Source organism: Ruegeria sp. YTSA135 (genome assembly GCF_059610165.1).
Genome location: NZ_JBXWNC010000011.1, coordinates 81298 through 98361, shown reverse-complemented (window position 1 = coordinate 98361; position 17064 = coordinate 81298). Strand labels below are relative to the sequence as shown.

Annotated in this window: 16 protein-coding genes; 9 read left to right on the top strand and 7 right to left on the bottom strand. The window is 56.9% G+C overall.

What is annotated here, in order from left to right:
• The first annotated feature begins 48 nt into the window (after positions 1-48).
• Positions 49-1113, top strand: a complete 1065-nt coding sequence (hrcA, locus tag AC2FIT_RS15115) for a heat-inducible transcriptional repressor HrcA (protein WP_068339837.1) — start codon at positions 49-51, stop codon at positions 1111-1113.
• Positions 1114-1123: 10 nt separating this feature from the next.
• Positions 1124-1687, top strand: coding sequence for a nucleotide exchange factor GrpE (locus tag AC2FIT_RS15110; protein WP_496830802.1), 564 nt, complete (start codon positions 1124-1126; stop codon positions 1685-1687).
• A gap of 30 nt (positions 1688-1717) precedes the next feature.
• Here the strand turns inward: AC2FIT_RS15110 and mutS are convergent, their stop codons facing one another.
• On the bottom strand, positions 1718-4333 hold the full coding sequence (gene mutS, locus AC2FIT_RS15105; RefSeq protein ID WP_496830890.1) for a DNA mismatch repair protein MutS: 2616 nt from the start codon (positions 4331-4333) through the stop codon (positions 1718-1720).
• A 161-nt stretch (positions 4334-4494) separates the two neighbouring features.
• Between mutS and AC2FIT_RS15100 the strand changes: the two genes are divergently transcribed.
• Together AC2FIT_RS15100 and AC2FIT_RS15095 are read left to right on the top strand one after the other, a co-directional pair.
• On the top strand, positions 4495-6759 hold the full coding sequence (locus AC2FIT_RS15100; RefSeq protein WP_496830800.1) for an NADP-dependent malic enzyme: 2265 nt from the start codon (positions 4495-4497) through the stop codon (positions 6757-6759).
• Entirely contained in the window at positions 6756-7625 is an 870-nt protein-coding gene (locus AC2FIT_RS15095) for a ribokinase (protein ID WP_496830798.1), read from the top strand. Before AC2FIT_RS15100 ends, AC2FIT_RS15095 begins: the two co-directional genes overlap by 4 nt.
• On the opposite strand, the gene msrA is transcribed toward AC2FIT_RS15095, so the two are convergent.
• From msrA to AC2FIT_RS15075, 4 genes are all read right to left on the bottom strand, one after another.
• The gene (msrA, locus tag AC2FIT_RS15090) at positions 7622-8293 is read right to left on the bottom strand and encodes a peptide-methionine (S)-S-oxide reductase MsrA (protein ID WP_496830796.1); all 672 of its coding nucleotides are present in this window, start codon (positions 8291-8293) and stop codon (positions 7622-7624) included. The genes AC2FIT_RS15095 and msrA overlap by 4 nt on opposite strands.
• 105 nt (positions 8294-8398) lie before the next feature.
• Positions 8399-8680, bottom strand: a complete 282-nt coding sequence (locus AC2FIT_RS15085) for an SCP2 sterol-binding domain-containing protein (protein ID WP_496830794.1) — start codon at positions 8678-8680, stop codon at positions 8399-8401.
• An 81-nt stretch (positions 8681-8761) separates the two neighbouring features.
• On the bottom strand, positions 8762-9166 hold the full coding sequence (locus tag AC2FIT_RS15080) for a DUF1810 domain-containing protein (protein ID WP_496830888.1): 405 nt from the start codon (positions 9164-9166) through the stop codon (positions 8762-8764).
• Between the two features lie 32 nt (positions 9167-9198).
• A complete protein-coding gene (locus AC2FIT_RS15075; RefSeq protein WP_496830792.1) occupies positions 9199-10425 on the bottom strand; it encodes an argininosuccinate synthase in 1227 nt (408 codons plus the stop codon).
• 385 nt (positions 10426-10810) lie between these two features.
• Here AC2FIT_RS15075 and ilvA point away from each other — a divergent pair, with 385 nt between their 5' ends.
• Positions 10811-12037: a threonine ammonia-lyase IlvA gene (gene ilvA / locus AC2FIT_RS15070; RefSeq protein ID WP_496830790.1), complete on the top strand. Its 1227-nt coding sequence runs from the start codon at positions 10811-10813 to the stop codon at positions 12035-12037.
• Here the strand turns inward: ilvA and AC2FIT_RS15065 are convergent.
• Positions 12034-12363 (bottom strand): Hpt domain-containing protein, encoded by a 330-nt coding sequence (locus AC2FIT_RS15065; protein WP_496830788.1) that lies wholly within the window; start codon positions 12361-12363, stop codon positions 12034-12036. The genes ilvA and AC2FIT_RS15065 overlap by 4 nt on opposite strands.
• 155 nt (positions 12364-12518) lie before the next feature.
• Here AC2FIT_RS15065 and AC2FIT_RS15060 point away from each other — a divergent pair, with 155 nt between their 5' ends.
• Positions 12519-13784 carry a PP2C family protein-serine/threonine phosphatase gene (locus AC2FIT_RS15060; protein WP_496830786.1) on the top strand — a complete coding sequence of 422 codons (1266 nt, stop codon included), beginning with the start codon at positions 12519-12521 and terminating at the stop codon, positions 13782-13784.
• A 2-nt stretch (positions 13785-13786) separates the two neighbouring features.
• On the opposite strand, the gene AC2FIT_RS15055 is transcribed toward AC2FIT_RS15060, so the two are convergent.
• A complete protein-coding gene (locus tag AC2FIT_RS15055) occupies positions 13787-14233 on the bottom strand; it encodes an NUDIX domain-containing protein (RefSeq protein WP_496830784.1) in 447 nt (148 codons plus the stop codon).
• A 76-nt stretch (positions 14234-14309) separates the two neighbouring features.
• Here AC2FIT_RS15055 and hslO point away from each other — a divergent pair, with 76 nt between their 5' ends.
• The 3 genes from hslO to AC2FIT_RS15040 are packed head-to-tail and all read left to right on the top strand — an operon-like array spanning position 14310 to position 17027.
• Entirely contained in the window at positions 14310-15287 is a 978-nt protein-coding gene (hslO, locus tag AC2FIT_RS15050; protein WP_496830782.1) for an Hsp33 family molecular chaperone HslO, read from the top strand.
• Entirely contained in the window at positions 15271-15876 is a 606-nt protein-coding gene (locus AC2FIT_RS15045) for a CoA pyrophosphatase (protein WP_496830780.1), read from the top strand. Before hslO ends, AC2FIT_RS15045 begins: the two co-directional genes overlap by 17 nt.
• Positions 15873-17027 (top strand): CCA tRNA nucleotidyltransferase, encoded by a 1155-nt coding sequence (locus AC2FIT_RS15040; RefSeq protein WP_496830778.1) that lies wholly within the window; start codon positions 15873-15875, stop codon positions 17025-17027. The genes AC2FIT_RS15045 and AC2FIT_RS15040 overlap by 4 nt, the downstream gene beginning before the upstream one ends.
• The last annotated feature ends 37 nt before the right edge of the window (positions 17028-17064 follow it).

Sequence of the window (17064 nt, the reverse complement as noted above, 5' to 3'; positions counted from 1 at the left end):
ACCTTTCGTGTACCTGCGATTTAATGACTGCCCAGCAGGGGACCGCCGATGAGCGAAGCGAGTAAAATTCTGGATGAGATGAACGACCGGTCACGCGAAGTGTTCCGGTTGATCGTCGAAAGCTATCTGGACAGCGGTGAACCCGTTGGTAGCCGCACTTTGACTCGCACTCTGTCCGAGAAGGTCAGCGCCGCAACCGTGCGCAACGTGATGCAGGATCTTGAGTTTCTGGGCCTGCTCGACAGCCCGCATGTCTCTGCCGGACGTATTCCGACGCAGATGGGTTTGCGGATGTTTGTGGACGGTTTGTTGGAAGTTGGCGATCTGGGTGCTGATGACCGGCAGAAATTGGATGAGACGTTAGGCTCTAACAAAGGTGATGTGGGCGGTATGCTTGACCGTGTGGGGTCGGCCTTGTCGCATGTCACACATGGCGCATCGCTGGTTTTAACCCCCAAGCAAGAATCCGAAATCAAGCATATCGAGTTTGTCTCTTTGGCCCATGATCGCGCCTTGGTGGTTCTGGTCTTTGCTGATGGTCACGTTGAAAACCGCCTGTTTACACCACCCCCGGGACAAACGCCCAGCTCAATGCGCGAAGCCGCAAATTTCCTGAACGCGCTGATCGAAGGACGCACGTTACGCGAAGTTCGCCGTCAGATGCAGACTCAGATTGACGCTCGCAAGCAAGAGATCGACGTGCTGGCACGTGAAATGGTCGAAAGCGGCATGGCGGTCTGGGACGGGGATGGGGGCGACTCAGCACGTTTGATTGTGCGCGGCAGGGCGAATCTGCTGGGCGAACAGGGTGAGGCCGAGGAACTGGAGCGAATCCGTACCCTGTTTGACGATCTGGAGCGCAAGCGAGACATTGCCGAATTTCTGGAATTAACCGAAGAAGGCGAGGGTGTGCGCATTTTTATCGGGTCCGAGAACAAACTTTTCTCACTTTCGGGTTCCTCTTTGGTGGTGTCTCCTTATATGAACGCTGATCGAAAGATAATCGGTGCGGTCGGGGTGATCGGGCCCACGCGTCTGAATTATGGACGGATCGTGCCGATCGTGGATTATACGGCGCAACTGGTCGGCAAGCTGATATCCGACCGGAGCTAGAGGGTAAGAAATGGCAGAACCCAAAGACGAAGACTTCCTGGACAATATCGCGACGGCCGAAGCGGAAGAGCTGGCCGAGGAAATTGCCGAGTTCAGCGACGAAGCGCTTGAACTGGATGAACTGCGCGCTGAGCGGGACGACTACAAAGACAAGTTCATGCGTGCGCTTGCGGATGCCGAAAACGCGCGAAAACGCGGCGACAAGGCGCGCCGCGATGCGGAACAGTATGGCGGATCAAAGCTGGCCCGTGACATGCTGCCGGTTTATGACAACATGAAACGCGCGCTTGAGGCCGCCACAGATGAGCAGAAAGAGGTTGCTGCCGGTCTGTTGGAAGGTGTTGAGCTGACCATGCGGGCTTTGAAGGATGTGTTTCAGAAACACGGGATTGAGGTGATCACACCCGAAGTCGGTGATCGGTTTGATCCCAATATCCACGAAGCAATGTTCGAGGCGCCGGTGCCGGGCACTAAGGCCGGAGACATTATTCAGGTCTCTGCCGAGGGCTTTATGCTGCACGATCGTCTTTTGCGTCCAGCGCAGGTTGGCGTGTCTTCGACACCTGCAAGTTAAGCATTCAGCGCGAATCATAAAATGGGGCGGTCAGGATCTGGCCGCCTCTTTTAGTTTGTATATCAGATCAAGCGCTTCACGCGGCGTCAGTTCATCGGGCAGCACATCCTTCAGCATGTCAGTAACGGCTGATGTTTTGGGCGCCGGGGGTGGAGGGGGCGGTGCTGCGGAAAACAGTGGCAGGTCGTCGATCAGCGCCTTTTGCTTGCCGCCTTCGCGTTCGGTTTTTTCCAACTGGTTCAGAACAACACGCGCGCGCGCGACCACCGAAGCAGGCAGCCCGGCAAGCTGTGCAACCTGTACTCCATAGGACCGGTCTGCTGCGCCCTTGTGGACTTCGTGCAGGAAGATCACCTCGCCGTCCCACTCCTTTACAGCGACGGTGGCATTCTCGACGCCCTCAAGCTTTCCGGCCAAAGCTGTCAGTTCATGGTAGTGGGTAGCAAACAGGGCGCGGCATTTATTGGCTGCGTGAAGATGTTCCAAGGTGGCCCAGGCGATCGATAAACCATCATAGGTGGCCGTGCCGCGCCCTATTTCGTCCAAAATCACTAGCGCGCGGTCGTCCGCCTGATTGAGGATGGCCGCCGTTTCCACCATTTCCACCATGAAGGTTGATCGCCCTCGGGCCAGATCATCGGACGCGCCGACCCGGCTGAACAGTTGGCTGACAATTCCGATATGGGCCTGGTCTGCCGGAACATAGCTGCCCATCTGCGCCAGCAGTGCGATCAGCGCGTTCTGCCGCAGAAAAGTTGATTTACCAGCCATATTGGGGCCAGTCAGCAGCCAGATGGCGGCCCCGTCAGTGGCGCTCAGGTCGCAATCATTGGCAATGAAGGCGTCACCGTCTTGCTGACGCAGCGCGTGTTCAACAACCGGGTGGCGGCCCCCTTCAACATTGAAGGCACAGGATGCATCGACCCGCGGGCGGCACCAGTTTTCGCCACGCGCAAGGTCGGCCAGGGCGGTGGTCAAATCCAGCTCGGCCAGCCCGCGGGCGGCCTGGTTGAGGCGGGCGGCAAGAGCCAAGATCTCGTCAGAAAGCCTTTGATAGAGACGTTTTTCAATCTCAAGCGCCAGATTTCCCGCGTTCAGAATACGGGTTTCGATTTCAGAAAGCTCCACGGTTGTGAAGCGCACCTGATTAGCGGTGGTTTGACGGTGGATAAAGGTCTCGCTCAGAGGCGGGTTCAGCATTTTCTCGGCATGGGTTGCCGTGGTTTCGATGAAATACCCCAGGACGTTATTGTGCTTGATCTTGAGTGAGGAAATACCGGTGTGGTCCGCGTATTTCTTCTGAAATCCTGCAATAACAGATCGCCCTTCATCGCGCAGAGTGCGGGCTTCATCCAGTTCACTATCAAATCCCGGCGCAATGAAGCCGCCATCACGGGCCAGCAGGGGCGGTTCCGCAACCAGTGCCGCGTCCAGCAGAGCCAAAAGGTCGTCGAACCCAACCAGGTTTTGTACGGCTGTCGCCAGCAAAACGGGAAGCTCTCGATTGTCACACAGCGCTGCAATTGCCGCTGCCTGTGCCAAACCGTTCCGAATTGCGGCCAGATCGCGCGGTCCACCCCGTTCCAGAGACAAGCGGGATAGGGCGCGATCCAGATCGGGGGTTTTGCGCAACGCGTCGCGCAGGTCTGAGGCGGTTAGGCTGTCCTCAACCGCAAAAGTAACCGCATCCAGCCGCGCATGGATGACATCCAAAGCTCGCGACGGGCTGGACAGGCGTTGTTCAAGCAATCGCGCACCACCCGGAGTTACCGTCCGGTCGACCACCGACAGTAATGATCCGGCCCGACCGCCAGACAGCGACCGCGTCAGTTCCAGATTGCGCCGGGTGGCGGCATCTATTTGAACCACGCGGTCCTCGGAATCCTTCATGGGTGTTTGCAGAAGGGGCAGTTTGCCCTTTTGCGTAATCTCCAGATAGTCGATCAACGCACCCATGGCTGACACCTCGGCCCGTCCAAAGCTGCCGAACGCATCCAGCGCACCCACTTGAAACAAGCCGCAGATGCGTTTCTCAGCCGCGGTGCTGTCGAAACTGGCCCGACTGACCGGGGTGAGTGAGATGCCCAGATCACGGGTCGTTTCGTGCAATGTTTGCTCGAACCCGTCGGCCACGATTAGCTCGGACGGTGCCAGTCGCGCCAACTCGGGGCTGAGCCGCACCGAGGTCAACGGCATCACATGAAACGCCCCGGTTGAGATATCGGCCCAGGCTAAAGCGGCCTCATCCCGTATTTCTGCATAGGCAGCAAGAAAATTGTGGCGGCGTGCCTCCAACAAGGCGTCTTCGGTTAGCGTTCCGGGTGTCACAAGCCGGACAACATCGCGTTTTACGACTGATTTAGAGCCTCTTTTCTTGGCTTCAGCTGGGCTTTCCATTTGTTCGCATACAGCGACACGAAAACCTTTTCTGATTAAGGTTAGCAGATAACCCTCCGCCGAATGCACCGGAACGCCACACATCGGGATATCGTCGCCATTGTGCTTGCCACGTTTGGTCAGGGCGATGTCAAGCGCCTCGGCGGCATTGACGGCGTCGTCGAAGAACATCTCGTAGAAATCGCCCATGCGGTAAAACAGCAGGGCATCGGCATGCGCCTCTTTAATCTCGAGATATTGCGCCATCATCGGCGTGACTGTGGACAAGGCTGACCCTTTCTGGCGTGTTCCGGGCGCGACCTTACAAATCCCCCCCGCGTGACGAAAGGCGAAAACGCAATCTCGTTGAGAACGCGCAACCGCTGAGGTATGAGGCAGACGCACCCAACAAAAAAGAAACGACGTCCGCCATGCCCAAAACCAAGATCACCGACGAAGAGGCGCTTGCCTTTCACCTGGAACCAACCCCCGGAAAATGGGAGGTACAGGCCACCGTTCCCATGACCACCCAACGCGATTTGTCGCTGGCCTATAGCCCCGGTGTGGCAGTGCCGTGCGAAGCGATCGCGGCAAATCCGGAAACGGCCTATGACTACACCAACAAGGGCAATCTGGTTGCTGTGATCTCAAACGGGACGGCCGTATTGGGCCTTGGAAATCTGGGCGCGCTTGGGTCCAAGCCGGTGATGGAGGGCAAGTCTGTTCTGTTCAAGCGGTTCGCCGATGTGAACTCGATCGATATCGAACTGGACACCGAAGATACCGATGCTTTCGTCAACGCGGTCAAGCTAATGGGGCCGACTTTTGGCGGCATCAATCTGGAGGACATCAAAGCGCCCGAGTGTTTCATCATCGAACAGCGCCTAAAGGAAGAGATGGATATCCCGGTCTTCCACGACGATCAGCACGGCACGGCGGTTATCTGCGCGGCGGGCCTGCTGAATGCGCTGCATATTTCGGGCAAGAAGATCGAGGATGTAAAGATCGTTCTGAACGGGGCAGGTGCGGCGGGCATCGCCTGTATCGAATTGCTCAAGTCGATGGGGGCGCGGCATGAGAATTGCATCGTGTGCGACACCAAAGGCGTGATTTATCAGGGTCGGACCGAGGGCATGAACCAGTGGAAATCGGCCCACGCGATCACCACTGACCTGCGCACGTTGGAAGATGCCATGAAAGGTGCCGATGTGTTCTTGGGCGTTTCGGTCAAAGGGGCGGTCACGCAGGATATGGTCGCTTCGATGGCGGACAACCCGGTGATCTTTGCCATGGCGAACCCGCATCCAGAGATTACGCCGGAAGAGGCGCATGAGGTTCGTGTTGACGCCATTGTCGCCACTGGCCGCAGCGATTATCCCAATCAGGTCAATAACGTGCTGGGTTTCCCCTATCTGTTCCGCGGCGCGCTGGATATCCATGCCCGCGCCATTAATGACGAGATGAAGATTGCCTGTGCACATGCGCTGGCGCGGCTTGCGCGTGAAGATGTGCCGGATGAGGTCGCCATGGCCTATGGCAAATCACTGACCTTTGGCCGCGACTACATTATTCCAACGCCGTTCGATCCCCGCCTGATCCACCGTATCCCGCCTGCCGTAGCCAAGGCTGGAATGGATACTGGCGCGGCCCGGCGTCCGATCATCGACATGGACGCTTATGAGCTGAGCCTGAAATCTCGCATGGATCCGACCGCCAGCATTCTACGCGGTCTGAACGCTCGTGCGCGGCAGGCGCAAAGCCGGATGATCTTCGCCGAGGGCGACGACCCTCGCGTGCTGCGCGCGGCGGTGATGTATCAGCGGTCTGGATTTGGCAAAGCGCTGGTTGTTGGACGCCAGGATGATGTGAAGACCAAACTCGAAGAGGCCGGTCTTGGCGACGCCGTGCGTGAGCTTGAGGTGGTGAATGCCGCCAATACCACGCATCTCGAAACCTATTCGAATTTCCTCTATGACCGCCTGCAGCGCAAAGGGTTTGACCGAAAGGATATTCACCGTTTGGCGGCGCGGGATCGGCATGTGTTTTCATCCCTGATGTTGGCGCACGGACATGGCGATGGTCTGGTGACCGGGGCAACTCGGAAATCGGCCCATGTGCTTGATCGGATAAATCACGTTTTCGACGCTGATGCGGCTCACGGCGCCGCGGGTGTTACTGCGCTGCTGCACAAGGGGCGGATCGTTCTGATTGGTGATACGCTGGTGCATGAATGGCCTGATGAGAATGACCTGGCCAATATCGCCGAACGCGCGGCTGCCGTGGCCCGCCACATGGGGCTTGAGCCGCGCGTCGCTTTCGTCAGCTTCTCAACCTTCGGCTATCCGGTTTCAGAGCGGGCCGAAAAGATGCACCGTGCTCCTGCGGTTCTGGACCGGCGCAAGGTTGATTTCGAGTACGAAGGCGAAATGACTGTGGATGTAGCCCTGAACGTGGATCAGCAGGCGACTTATCCGTTCCAACGCCTGACCGGCCCGGCAAACATCCTGATCGTTCCGGCCCGGCACTCGGCTTCGATTTCGACCAAGCTGATACAGGAAATGGCAGGTGCTACCGTAATCGGCCCGATCCTGTCCGGCATCGACAAGCCGATCCAGATCTGTTCCACCGTATCGACGGCGAATGACATTCTGAACATGGCCATTCTGGCCTCTTGCGATATCTCGGGGAAACCATGACGATCTGGAACCTTGGCTCGATCAATGCGGATATGATCTATGACGTGCCGCATTTGCCCGCGCCGGGAGAGACGCTTTCAGCCAATCGGCTGGATCGGTTCCTTGGCGGAAAAGGCGCGAATATGTCCGTGGCAGCAGCACGGGCTGGGGCGCGCGTGGCGCATATCGGCGCTGTTGGACCGGATGGGCGCTGGGCTTTGGACCGTCTGACAGAGTATGGCGTTGATACACGCTATATTGCCGGGGTCCAGGAACCCACCGGTCACGCCATCATTGCCGTGGATACGAAAGGTGAAAACAACATCATTCTGTTCCCCGGTTCAAACCACGCCATTTCGCGGGATCAACTGGGGCAGGCGCTGTCTTCGGCATCGCAAGGCGATCTTCTGGTGATGCAGAATGAAACCAACCTTCAGGTCGAAGCCGCGCGGATGGGGCACGAGCTGGGCCTGACGGTCTGTTATGCTGCTGCGCCATTTCAGGCCGATGCTGTTGAGGCCGTTCTTCCCTACCTTGATTTCCTGATCCTGAATGAGATTGAGGCCGAGCAATTGCAACAGGCGTCGGGGCAATCCGTGACCGACCTTGAGATAGAGCATGTGATTGTCACTTTGGGATCCAAAGGCGCGCGCTACTATCATCGCGGTGCGCCTTCTGACTTTCCGGCGCTGAAGGTAGAGGCAGTGGACACAACGGGTGCTGGGGATACGTTCACCGGGTACGTTCTGGCGGGAATGGATCGTGGTATGCCGATGGCGCAAGCAATTTCACAGGCAAATCGAGCCGCGGCCCTGATGGTTACGCGGCACGGCACGGCGGATGTTATCCCTGACCTGAAAGAGGTTCACGAGGCGCAGTTTGACTAGGACCCGGCGAACAAAGCCTGGCTGCCCCAAAGCTGCTTGACCCTCGCATCCCGACCACATGCGTTTCGGTAAGCCTTGTATGCACTGTGCTGGCGCTTGGGTCCGAAGCGGGTCAAAACCAGCTTGGTGCCCTTGTAGTAGTCCTGATGATAGGCCTCAGCCGGGTAGAATGTCTCTTGCGATAGGATCGGGGTAACAATGCTCTGACCCAATGCTGTCTGTGCGTCAGCTTTCGCTTGCTCGGCCAAGGCTTTTTCCCCTGTGTCAGAGACAAATATCGCCGTACGATAGCTGTCGCCGCGATCACAGAACTGACCTCCGGCATCGGTTGGATCAATCGAGCGGAAAAACATGTTCAGCAGGGTTTCACGGGAAACACTGGCCGGATCAAAGGTGATCTGAACGGCTTCGTAATGACCGGTGCCGCCACGGGTGACCTGATCATAGGTGGGATTTGCCGTGGTGCCGCCTGTATAGCCCGACACCACGCCGATAACGCCCGGGACAGACTCAAAATCGGCTTCGACACACCAGAAACATCCGCCGGCGACCGTCAAGGTGTCCGTTTCTGCAGCCGTTGCCGGCGCGGCGCGCAGTATAAGGGCCAGCACAATCAGTGCGGACAAAAGCACTGGTTTCAAAAATCCGATATTGGCAGTCCGAGTCATGGCAGATCTCCCTTCAAGACAAGGCTGCCCTGACAATGCTACCAGCGCAATCCGCTGACATCATTAGTCACGCGCTGGTGAGGCGATTTTATCAGTGACCGCCAACTACCCAAGCAATTGCCCGAGCTTCATAGCCACACCCATATTGCCCGAAATCTTAAGCTTTCCCAAGGCCACACCGGTCATCGGGTTCAGCTTACCGGTCAGCAACTTCGCCAGGTTTTCACGTGAGATGCGGATGGTGCAGTCGGTATCCCGATCATTGGTTGAGGCGATGTTATCAGCCAGAACAATCACGCCATCATCACCGCAATCAAACTTCAATGAGCCTTCAAAGCTTTTGCCATTTAAACCCTTTTGGATCCCGTTGGCGATGTCTTGCAGCATTAATTGTCCTTTCACAGTCAAAGACTGCGTAAAGACTAAACCGTGTTTCAGGCAAGGATGACCAAACTGGAACTTTAAGAGTTAGCCCTGGTTCAGAATCTCTAGGGTTCGTTTGCAGACGCTGCCACCGTAAAAAGTATCAAGGATATCCCGACATTCAGTAGGCGCATCTGGAACGGTCGCGAACAGGGTCATCGACGACCGAAGCTTCTTGGCATCAATTTTGCCCAATATGCTTTCTGGGTCACTGCCGTTGTGAACTAGAAGCAATTGGCACACTTGGATCAGGCGGCGACGCAATTCTGGGTGGTTCAGATAGGCAGTCGCCTCTTCCAGATCCTCGATCCCGTAGAGTTGGGCCATATGCGACTGGCCAAGTTCCGCCAGTTGCGGAAACACGAACCACATCCAATGGTTGGTTTTCTGCCCCAATTCCAATTCGCGCAGGACATCAGGCCAAACCGTGTCCTGCGCTTCGATGAACATATCAAGTTCGTCGTTTATGCCTTCGTCATCAGTCACTTGGACAGCCGCTTATCGCGCGCCGCCAGCAGCTTGAGGCGCAGTGCGTTGAGCTGAATAAACCCGGCTGCATCCTTCTGGTCATAGGCACCGGCGTCTTCCTCAAAGGTTACATGCGCCTCGGAATACAGCGAGTGATCCGACCAGCGGCCAACGGTTGAGGCCAGACCTTTGTACAGTTTCACCCGAACCGTGCCGGTGACGTGCTCTTGCGACTTGTCGATCGCGGCTTGCAGCATCTCACGCTCGGGGCTGTACCAGAACCCGTTGTAAATCAACTCGGCATATTGCGGCATCAGCTGATCTTTCAGGTGCATCGCGCCGCGGTCCATGGTGATCGACTCGATCCCGCGATGCGCCTCCAGCAGGATTGTTCCGCCGGGCGTTTCATAGATACCGCGCGATTTCATACCAACGAAACGGCCCTCGACCAGGTCGAGACGGCCAATGCCATGCTTGCCGCCATATTCGTTCAGCTTGGTCAGGATGGTTGCGGGGCTCATCGCATCGCCATTGATGCTGACCGGGTCACCTTTCTCAAAGCCGATCTCGATAAACTCAGGCTCGTTTGGCGCGTCTTCGGGGTGGACGGTTCGCTGATACACATAATCAGGCGCCATGTCGGCAGGGTCTTCCAGAACCTTGCCCTCGGATGACGTGTGCAGCAGGTTGGCATCGACCGAGAACGGAGCCTCGCCACGTTTGTCTTTTGCAATCGGAATCTGATGTGCCTCGGCCCATTCGATCAGACGGGTACGGCTGGTCAGATCCCACTCGCGCCATGGGGCAATAACCTTGATTTCGGGGTTCAGAGCGTAGGCCGCCAGTTCAAAGCGCACCTGATCGTTGCCCTTTCCGGTCGCGCCATGGGCCACGGCATCCGCACCGGTTGCCTGCGCAATCTCGACCAGACGTTTCGAGATCAGCGGCCGTGCGATCGAGGTGCCCAGTAGATACAGGCCTTCGTACTGCGCATTTGCACGGAACATCGGGAAAACGAAATCGCGGACGAATTCCTCGCGGATGTCCTCGATATAGATGTTCTCGGGTTTGATCCCCAGCAACTCGGCCTTTTGGCGCGCGGGTTCCAATTCCTCGCCCTGACCCAGATCGGCGGTGAAGGTGACGACCTCACAACCATACTCGGTCTGCAGCCATTTCAGGATGATCGAGGTATCAAGGCCACCGGAATAGGCCAGAACAACTTTCTTGGGCGCGGACATCTGATTTCCCTTTATGCGTAGAACGACTGGCCCCTAGCGGGTTTTGCACGCGGGGGCAAGTTGTCTGCGTTGACGCAAGGAGGGAAAGCAACTGAATTAATCAGATAGAGAGCAAGAATTGGTTGAAATGGGGGCTGATGCTGGAATGGGTGATTTCTAGCCGTGCTTGGAGTAGGGTTCTTGTTTGCAGCCGGATCTGTGGGAGCGATTTCACCTGTACTAAGCCACTCACTCAACGCCATCATTCAATGGATGGTTGCAACTGTTGGTTTAAGTATTCCGATGACGTTGTAAGGATTTTGCGTCGAAGATTCCCAGCTCTCCTAACTCGCGTACACATATGTATTCCTTGCCCTTCCTGCATTGATGCGGCAGTGAAACCCTCATGAATGATTTCATGACCCGCGCCCGCGCTGCCGAACAAGCTATGCGTACTGTGTTTCCGCCAACCCCTTTGCAGCGGAATGCTCACCTGTGTGACCGCTATGGTGCGGATATCTGGCTCAAACGCGAGGATCTCAGCCCGGTGCGGTCCTACAAAATCCGGGGTGCGTTCAACGCTATGCGCAAACAGCAGGGGCAGGAGCTGTTCGTCTGCGCCAGCGCGGGCAATCATGCGCAGGGCGTGGCCTATATGTGCAAGCATCTGGGTGTGAAGGGTGTGATCTTTATGCCGGTGACCACGCCGCAGCAGAAAATCCAAAAGACGCGTATCTTTGGCGGCGACAATATCGAGATTCATCTGAGCGGCGACTATTTCGATGACACTTTGGCCGCTGCGCAGGCGTGGTGCGCCCAGCAGGGCGGGTATTTCCTGTCACCGTTTGACGATGAAGATGTGATTGAAGGTCAGGCTTCACTCGCGGTTGAGATTGAAGAGCAACTGGGCGGTGTGCCTGACCACGTGATCCTGCCGGTGGGCGGGGGTGGTATGTCCTCGGGTGTGGCGACGTGGTTCGGGGATCGGACCCATTGCCTGTTTGTCGAACCCAAAGGGGGCGCCTGTCTGCACGCGGCCATGGCGGCAGGGCATCCGGTGGCGCTGGGCCGGGTGGATAATTTTGTCGATGGCGCAGCGGTTGGCACAATCGGCACAAAGCCGTTTGAGCTGTTGAAGGATCGCCACCTGTCCGACGTGATTGTCCTGTCCGAAGATCGCATCTGCACCACTATGATCGAGATGCTGAATGTAGAAGGCATCGTTCTTGAACCGGCCGGAGCGTTGGCGATCGAGGCGATTGCCGATGTGCAAAGCTTTATCCGAGGCAAGACGGTTGTCTGCGTCACTTCAGGCGGCAACTTCGATTTTGAACGTTTGCCAGAGGTCAAGGAAAGGGCGCAGCGTTATTCTGGCGTCAAAAAGTACTTTATCCTGCGCCTGCCGCAGCGCCCCGGCGCACTGAAAGAGTTTCTCGGGGTTCTGGGTCCAGAAGACGATATCGCGCGCTTTGAATATTTGAAGAAATCAGCACGCAATTTCGGCTCGGTCCTGATTGGTATCGAGACCCGTAAGCCCGAAAACTTCGCCCGCCTGTTTGCACATCTGGATGATGCCGGATTCACCTATACCGACATCACCGAAGACGAGACGCTGGCGCAGTTCGTAATCTAGGCGAGGTTTGCGTCTTTCTCTGAAAAGAATTTGGCACGGGACTCTTCATACACTTTCAAGATAGCAGGCAGATCAACGTCACCGGCTTTTCCTCCGGCGGCGATGCGTTCTCCATCCTGGCAGAGTTTCGAGAAGCAATCGAACCCAAGGTTGAGGGCGCTGCCTTTCAGGAAATGCATGTTCTGCTCGAACTCGATGCGATTGGTGTCCTTTTGCAGACGGTCGATGGTTTCCTGCACTTCATCCAGAAAGACTTGCACTACCTCGTCAAATTCGCCGATGCCCAGCTCATCCCGCAGCAGCCTGACCCTGGACCAGTTGATCATCTTTGGCACCTCCACATAATTCGCGACCTGACTTGGGTAGCCCGCGCAAAGTAAATTCTCGGTAAATTGATCTGAAAATGTGTGTTCACGTGTTGTTAAGCCCGCGTGCGCTAGCGTCGCGGAGTTCCGTAAGGGTCACAGCGCAGAGGTTTCAGGTGGCAGAAGGGAGACAGGCAGAGGCGAGGGTTGAGTTGAAATTTGGTGCGATCCAGAAGGTGCTGGTCGTCGACGACAGCCGTCTGCAACGACGGATTTTGAAGGCCTCGTTGAAAAAGTGGGGCTTTGAAGTGCTTGAAGCCGACAGCGGTGACGCAGCCATTGAAATCTGCGCCGATGATCCACCGGATCTTGTCCTCAGCGATTGGGTTATGCCGGGGATGAGTGGGCTGGATTTTTGCCGGGCGTTCCGGGCGCTGGACAATGATCAGTACAGCTATTTCATCCTTCTGACGTCAAAAAGTGAAAAGCAAGAAGTCGCGCGCGGTCTGGATGCCGGTGCAGACGATTTTCTAATAAAACCACTTGGGGCCGAAGAGCTGCGCGCGCGTATCTCGGCCGGGGCGCGTATTCTGGATATGCAGCGTGAACTGTCCGAGAAAAACAGGATCATCGAATCCGCCCTGAAGAACCTTCGCGTGGCACATGACGCCATCGACAAGGATCTGATCCAAGCCCGCAAAATGCAGGAATCGCTGGTCCCTGAATTGACCGGCGAGTTTGGTAAATCGAAAATCAGCATGTTGCTCAAACCCTGCGGCCATATTGGCGGTGATCTGGTTGGGATGTTTTCGCCTGGGGCCAACCGGCTGGGGTTCTACAGCATTGATGTGTCGGGTCACGGAATCACCTCGGCGATGATGACGGCGCGACTAGGGGGGTACCTTTCCAGTAACCATTTTGAGCGGAACGTGGCATTGCAAAAGCACGGCGACAAATTCTACGCCCTGCTTCCGCCGGAGCAGGTGGCCGAAAAGCTCAATTCCCTCCTTATGTCGGACACCGCCGTCGAGGAGTATTTCACCATGGCTTATGCGACCATCGACCTGCGCAACGGACTTGTACAAATGGTGCAGGCAGGACATCCGCATCCGCTTGTGTTGCGCCGCGATGGCAGCACCGAGTTTTTAGGCCAGGGCGGGCTGCCAATTGGATTGCTGGCGGATGCCTCGTTTCAAAAGGTTGAGACATATCTGCAACCGGGCGACAAACTGCTGCTTTATTCAGACGGTTTTACCGAGTGCAGCCTGGCGGACGGTAGTCTGCTTGATGAAGACGGACTAAGACGAATGGCGCTTGATTGTGCCCCCGGTCGAAGCGGTAGCGAATTTCTGGATGACATGTTCTGGCGTTTGACGCAGGAGATGGCGCCAGGGGGTGGTATGGATGACGACGTATCGGCCGTGTTCTTCGAATACAACTGACTCTAAAGCTGATTCAGATGTTTGCTGGCAAAGTAGCGATCCCCGTCGTTTCCCAGCATCTGGACTGCAGCGGTGGTTTCGATCCAAAGCGCTTCGTGGCAGGTTTCGCCGGGTGGTCCAATTCTGCGCACGGGACGCGCGCTGTAGATCATACAGATTTTCTCGGCCCACAGGTCATATTCGGGCATGTATGTGAAACGCCGAAATGCACCGATCCGACGCGGGGCCGCAATGAGCCAGCCGGTTTCTTCGTAAACCTCGCGGTGCAGCGCCGTGATAGGGGATTCGCCGGAATCAATTCCGCCGCCTGGTAACTGCAACTCTGGGTTCAGACCATCGTCATACCATGTCACCAAAAGGTCTTTTCCTTGCGGTAAAAGGGCATAAACACCAGGTCTGCGTGTGTATGTACGCCCCGTTTCCGGGGTTTCACCGAACCGCCTGATCATGTATGGCCCCTTAAAACCCAATCTCTTCGACCTATATGGTCCCGGTATGCCAACCTGTGGCGTGTAAGGAAACCCCATGTCTCTTGGAGCCAAAATCGCGTGGGACGATACCGTCTTGCCCTTTCAACTCGATGTATCTGATATGCGCGGCCGTGTGGCGCGTCTTGACGGTGTGCTGGACGGCATCCTCAAACAGCATGACTATCCCGAAAGCGTCGAGGCGCTGGTGGCTGAGATGGCCCTGCTGACCGCGCTGATTGGTCAAACCGTTTCGTTGCGCTGGAAGCTGTCGTTGCAGGTTCAGTCAAAGGGCGCGGTGCGTATGATTGCAACCGATTACTTTGCTCCGAAGGAAGAGGGCGAACCGGCGAGGATTCGCGCCTATGCCAGTTTTGACCGCGATCGACTGACGGAAGGCGCAGCGTTTGACCAGGTTGGTGAAGGGTATTTCGCCATTATGATCGATCAGGGCAAAGGTACGCAGCCATATCAGGGCATTACGCCACTGGCTGGTGATTCAGTCAGCGCTTGCGCTGAGGCGTATTTTGCGCAGTCCGAGCAACTGCCAACGCGGTTTTCGCTGAGTTTCGGTAAATCAATCGAGCCAGACGTGGACGAGCACTGGCGCGCAGGCGGCGTTATGTTGCAGCACATGCCCAAGGCTTCGCCCTTTGCGGCGTCTGGGGAAGGCTCTGGCGACATTCTGACCGCCGCCGATCTGGTTGACGGCGAGGAGAGTGAAAACTGGAGCCGCGTCAATATCCTGCTGGACACGGTCGAAGATCTTGAACTGATCGGGCCGTCAGTTGCACCGACCGATCTGTTGATCCGCCTGTTTCACGAGGAACAGCCGCGGGTTTATAATGCGCAGGCCGTGCAATTCGGTTGTACATGTTCGGAAGACCGCGTGCGGCAAAGCCTGTCAATTTATTCTGCCAAGGACATCGAAAAGATGACAACATCTGATGGCAAAGTGACCGCTGATTGCCAGTTCTGCGGTGCTCATTATGTGTTGGATCCTGCCACGGTCGGCTTTGATGCGGACAACACCTGATCCAATAGAAAGACTGCGGGCGGCCCTGAGTCGCCCCGGCCCTGGGTCGAGCGATTTTGACCTGAACCCTGATACCGTCCTTCCAGAAGGACGCAAGCTGCGCCCGGCGGGCGTTTTGGTTCCAATCACACTGGCAGTGGGCACGCCGCGGCTGATACTGACCAAACGCTCATCCGCTTTGAAACATCATCCGGGGCAGATCGCCTTTCCCGGCGGCAAGCAGGATGAGGGCGACGTGGATGTCACCGCCACGGCCCTGCGTGAAGCGCAGGAGGAAATCGGCCTGCCAGCACAGCTGCCCGAAATATTGGGCCATCTTCCATCCCATGAAACGGTCACCTCGTTCTGTGTCACGCCGGTTGTGGCAGTCTTGCGCGACCGGTTCCAATCCATCCCCGAACCGGGCGAAGTAGACGAGGTATTTTCGGTTCCGCTTGAACATGTGCTCGACCCTGCGAATTATATTGTTGAATCACGCCGCTGGCGTGGAAAGAAACGATATTATTTCACAGTGCCGTTCGGCCCCTATTACATCTGGGGCGCGACGGCTCGGATATTGCGGGGATTGGCCACGCGGGTGAGTGAATGACACAGATTACCGAGGCCTGGGTTTCCGATCCAGCCACACAAAAGGTTTGTGCCGCGCTAACGGACGCCAACGCGAAAGCGCTGTTCGTGGGGGGGTGCGTCCGTAACGCGCTGTTGGGTGCACCGGTTTCGGATATCGACATCGCCACAGACGCGTTGCCCGAGCAGGTGATGAAACTGGCGCGAGCTGCGGGTCTCAAAGCTATTCCTACCGGTATCGACCACGGCACCATTACCGTGGTCAGCGGCGGCAACCCGCATGAGATCACGACCTTTCGCCGCGATGTCGAAACGGATGGCCGCAGAGCTGTCGTGGCCTTTTCGAACAGGGTGGAGGAGGACGCCGCACGGCGTGACTTCACCATGAACGCGATCTACGCGCAGCCCGATGGCAGCATCCTTGACCCTTTGAACGGGTTGCCCGACCTGCAAGCTCGGCGTGTGCGTTTCATCGGAACGGCCGAAAACCGTATTCGAGAAGACTATTTGCGCTCCCTGCGCTATTTCCGGTTCCACGCCTGGTACGGGGATGCCGAAGCGGGGTTTGATCCTGACGCTTTGGCGGCAATTGCAGCTAATCTGGATGGCTTGGCTGGCCTGTCCCGCGAACGGGTGGGGGCCGAGTTGTTGAAATTGCTGGCGGCGGATGACCCTGCGCCCTCGGTCGCTGTGATGCGTCAGACCGGTGTTCTGTCGCAATTGTTGCCGGGGGCCGATGACAAGGCCCTTGCCCCTTTGATCGCGCTGGAACAGCAGGCCGGGGCTGAACCAGAACCGATCCGCCGCCTGGCCGCTCTTGTTGCGCCTGAAATCGCCAAGACCTTGCGCCTCAGCAAAGCGCAGTTGCAGCGGTTGACCCGCATGCGTCATGAGGCATCCGGCAGCGCGAGTGTTGCCGAACTTGGGTTCCGGTATGGCGCTGAGGGCGGGTTGCACGAAACCTTATTGCGGTGCGCGTTTTTGGAACAAGCCTGGACTGATGACTTGCGAAACGCCCTGAACTTAGGGGCTGCTGCCGAATTTCCCATCAGGGCCGCTGACCTGATCCCTGATTTCACCGGCCCGGCCCTGGGCAAAAAGCTGGCCGAGCTTGAGGCCCGCTGGATCGCCTCGGGCTTCGCCCTGACGCGCGAAGACCTTCTGAGCAGCTGAAAACACGTCCCAAAAGGGGTGACAAATCAACTTTGTT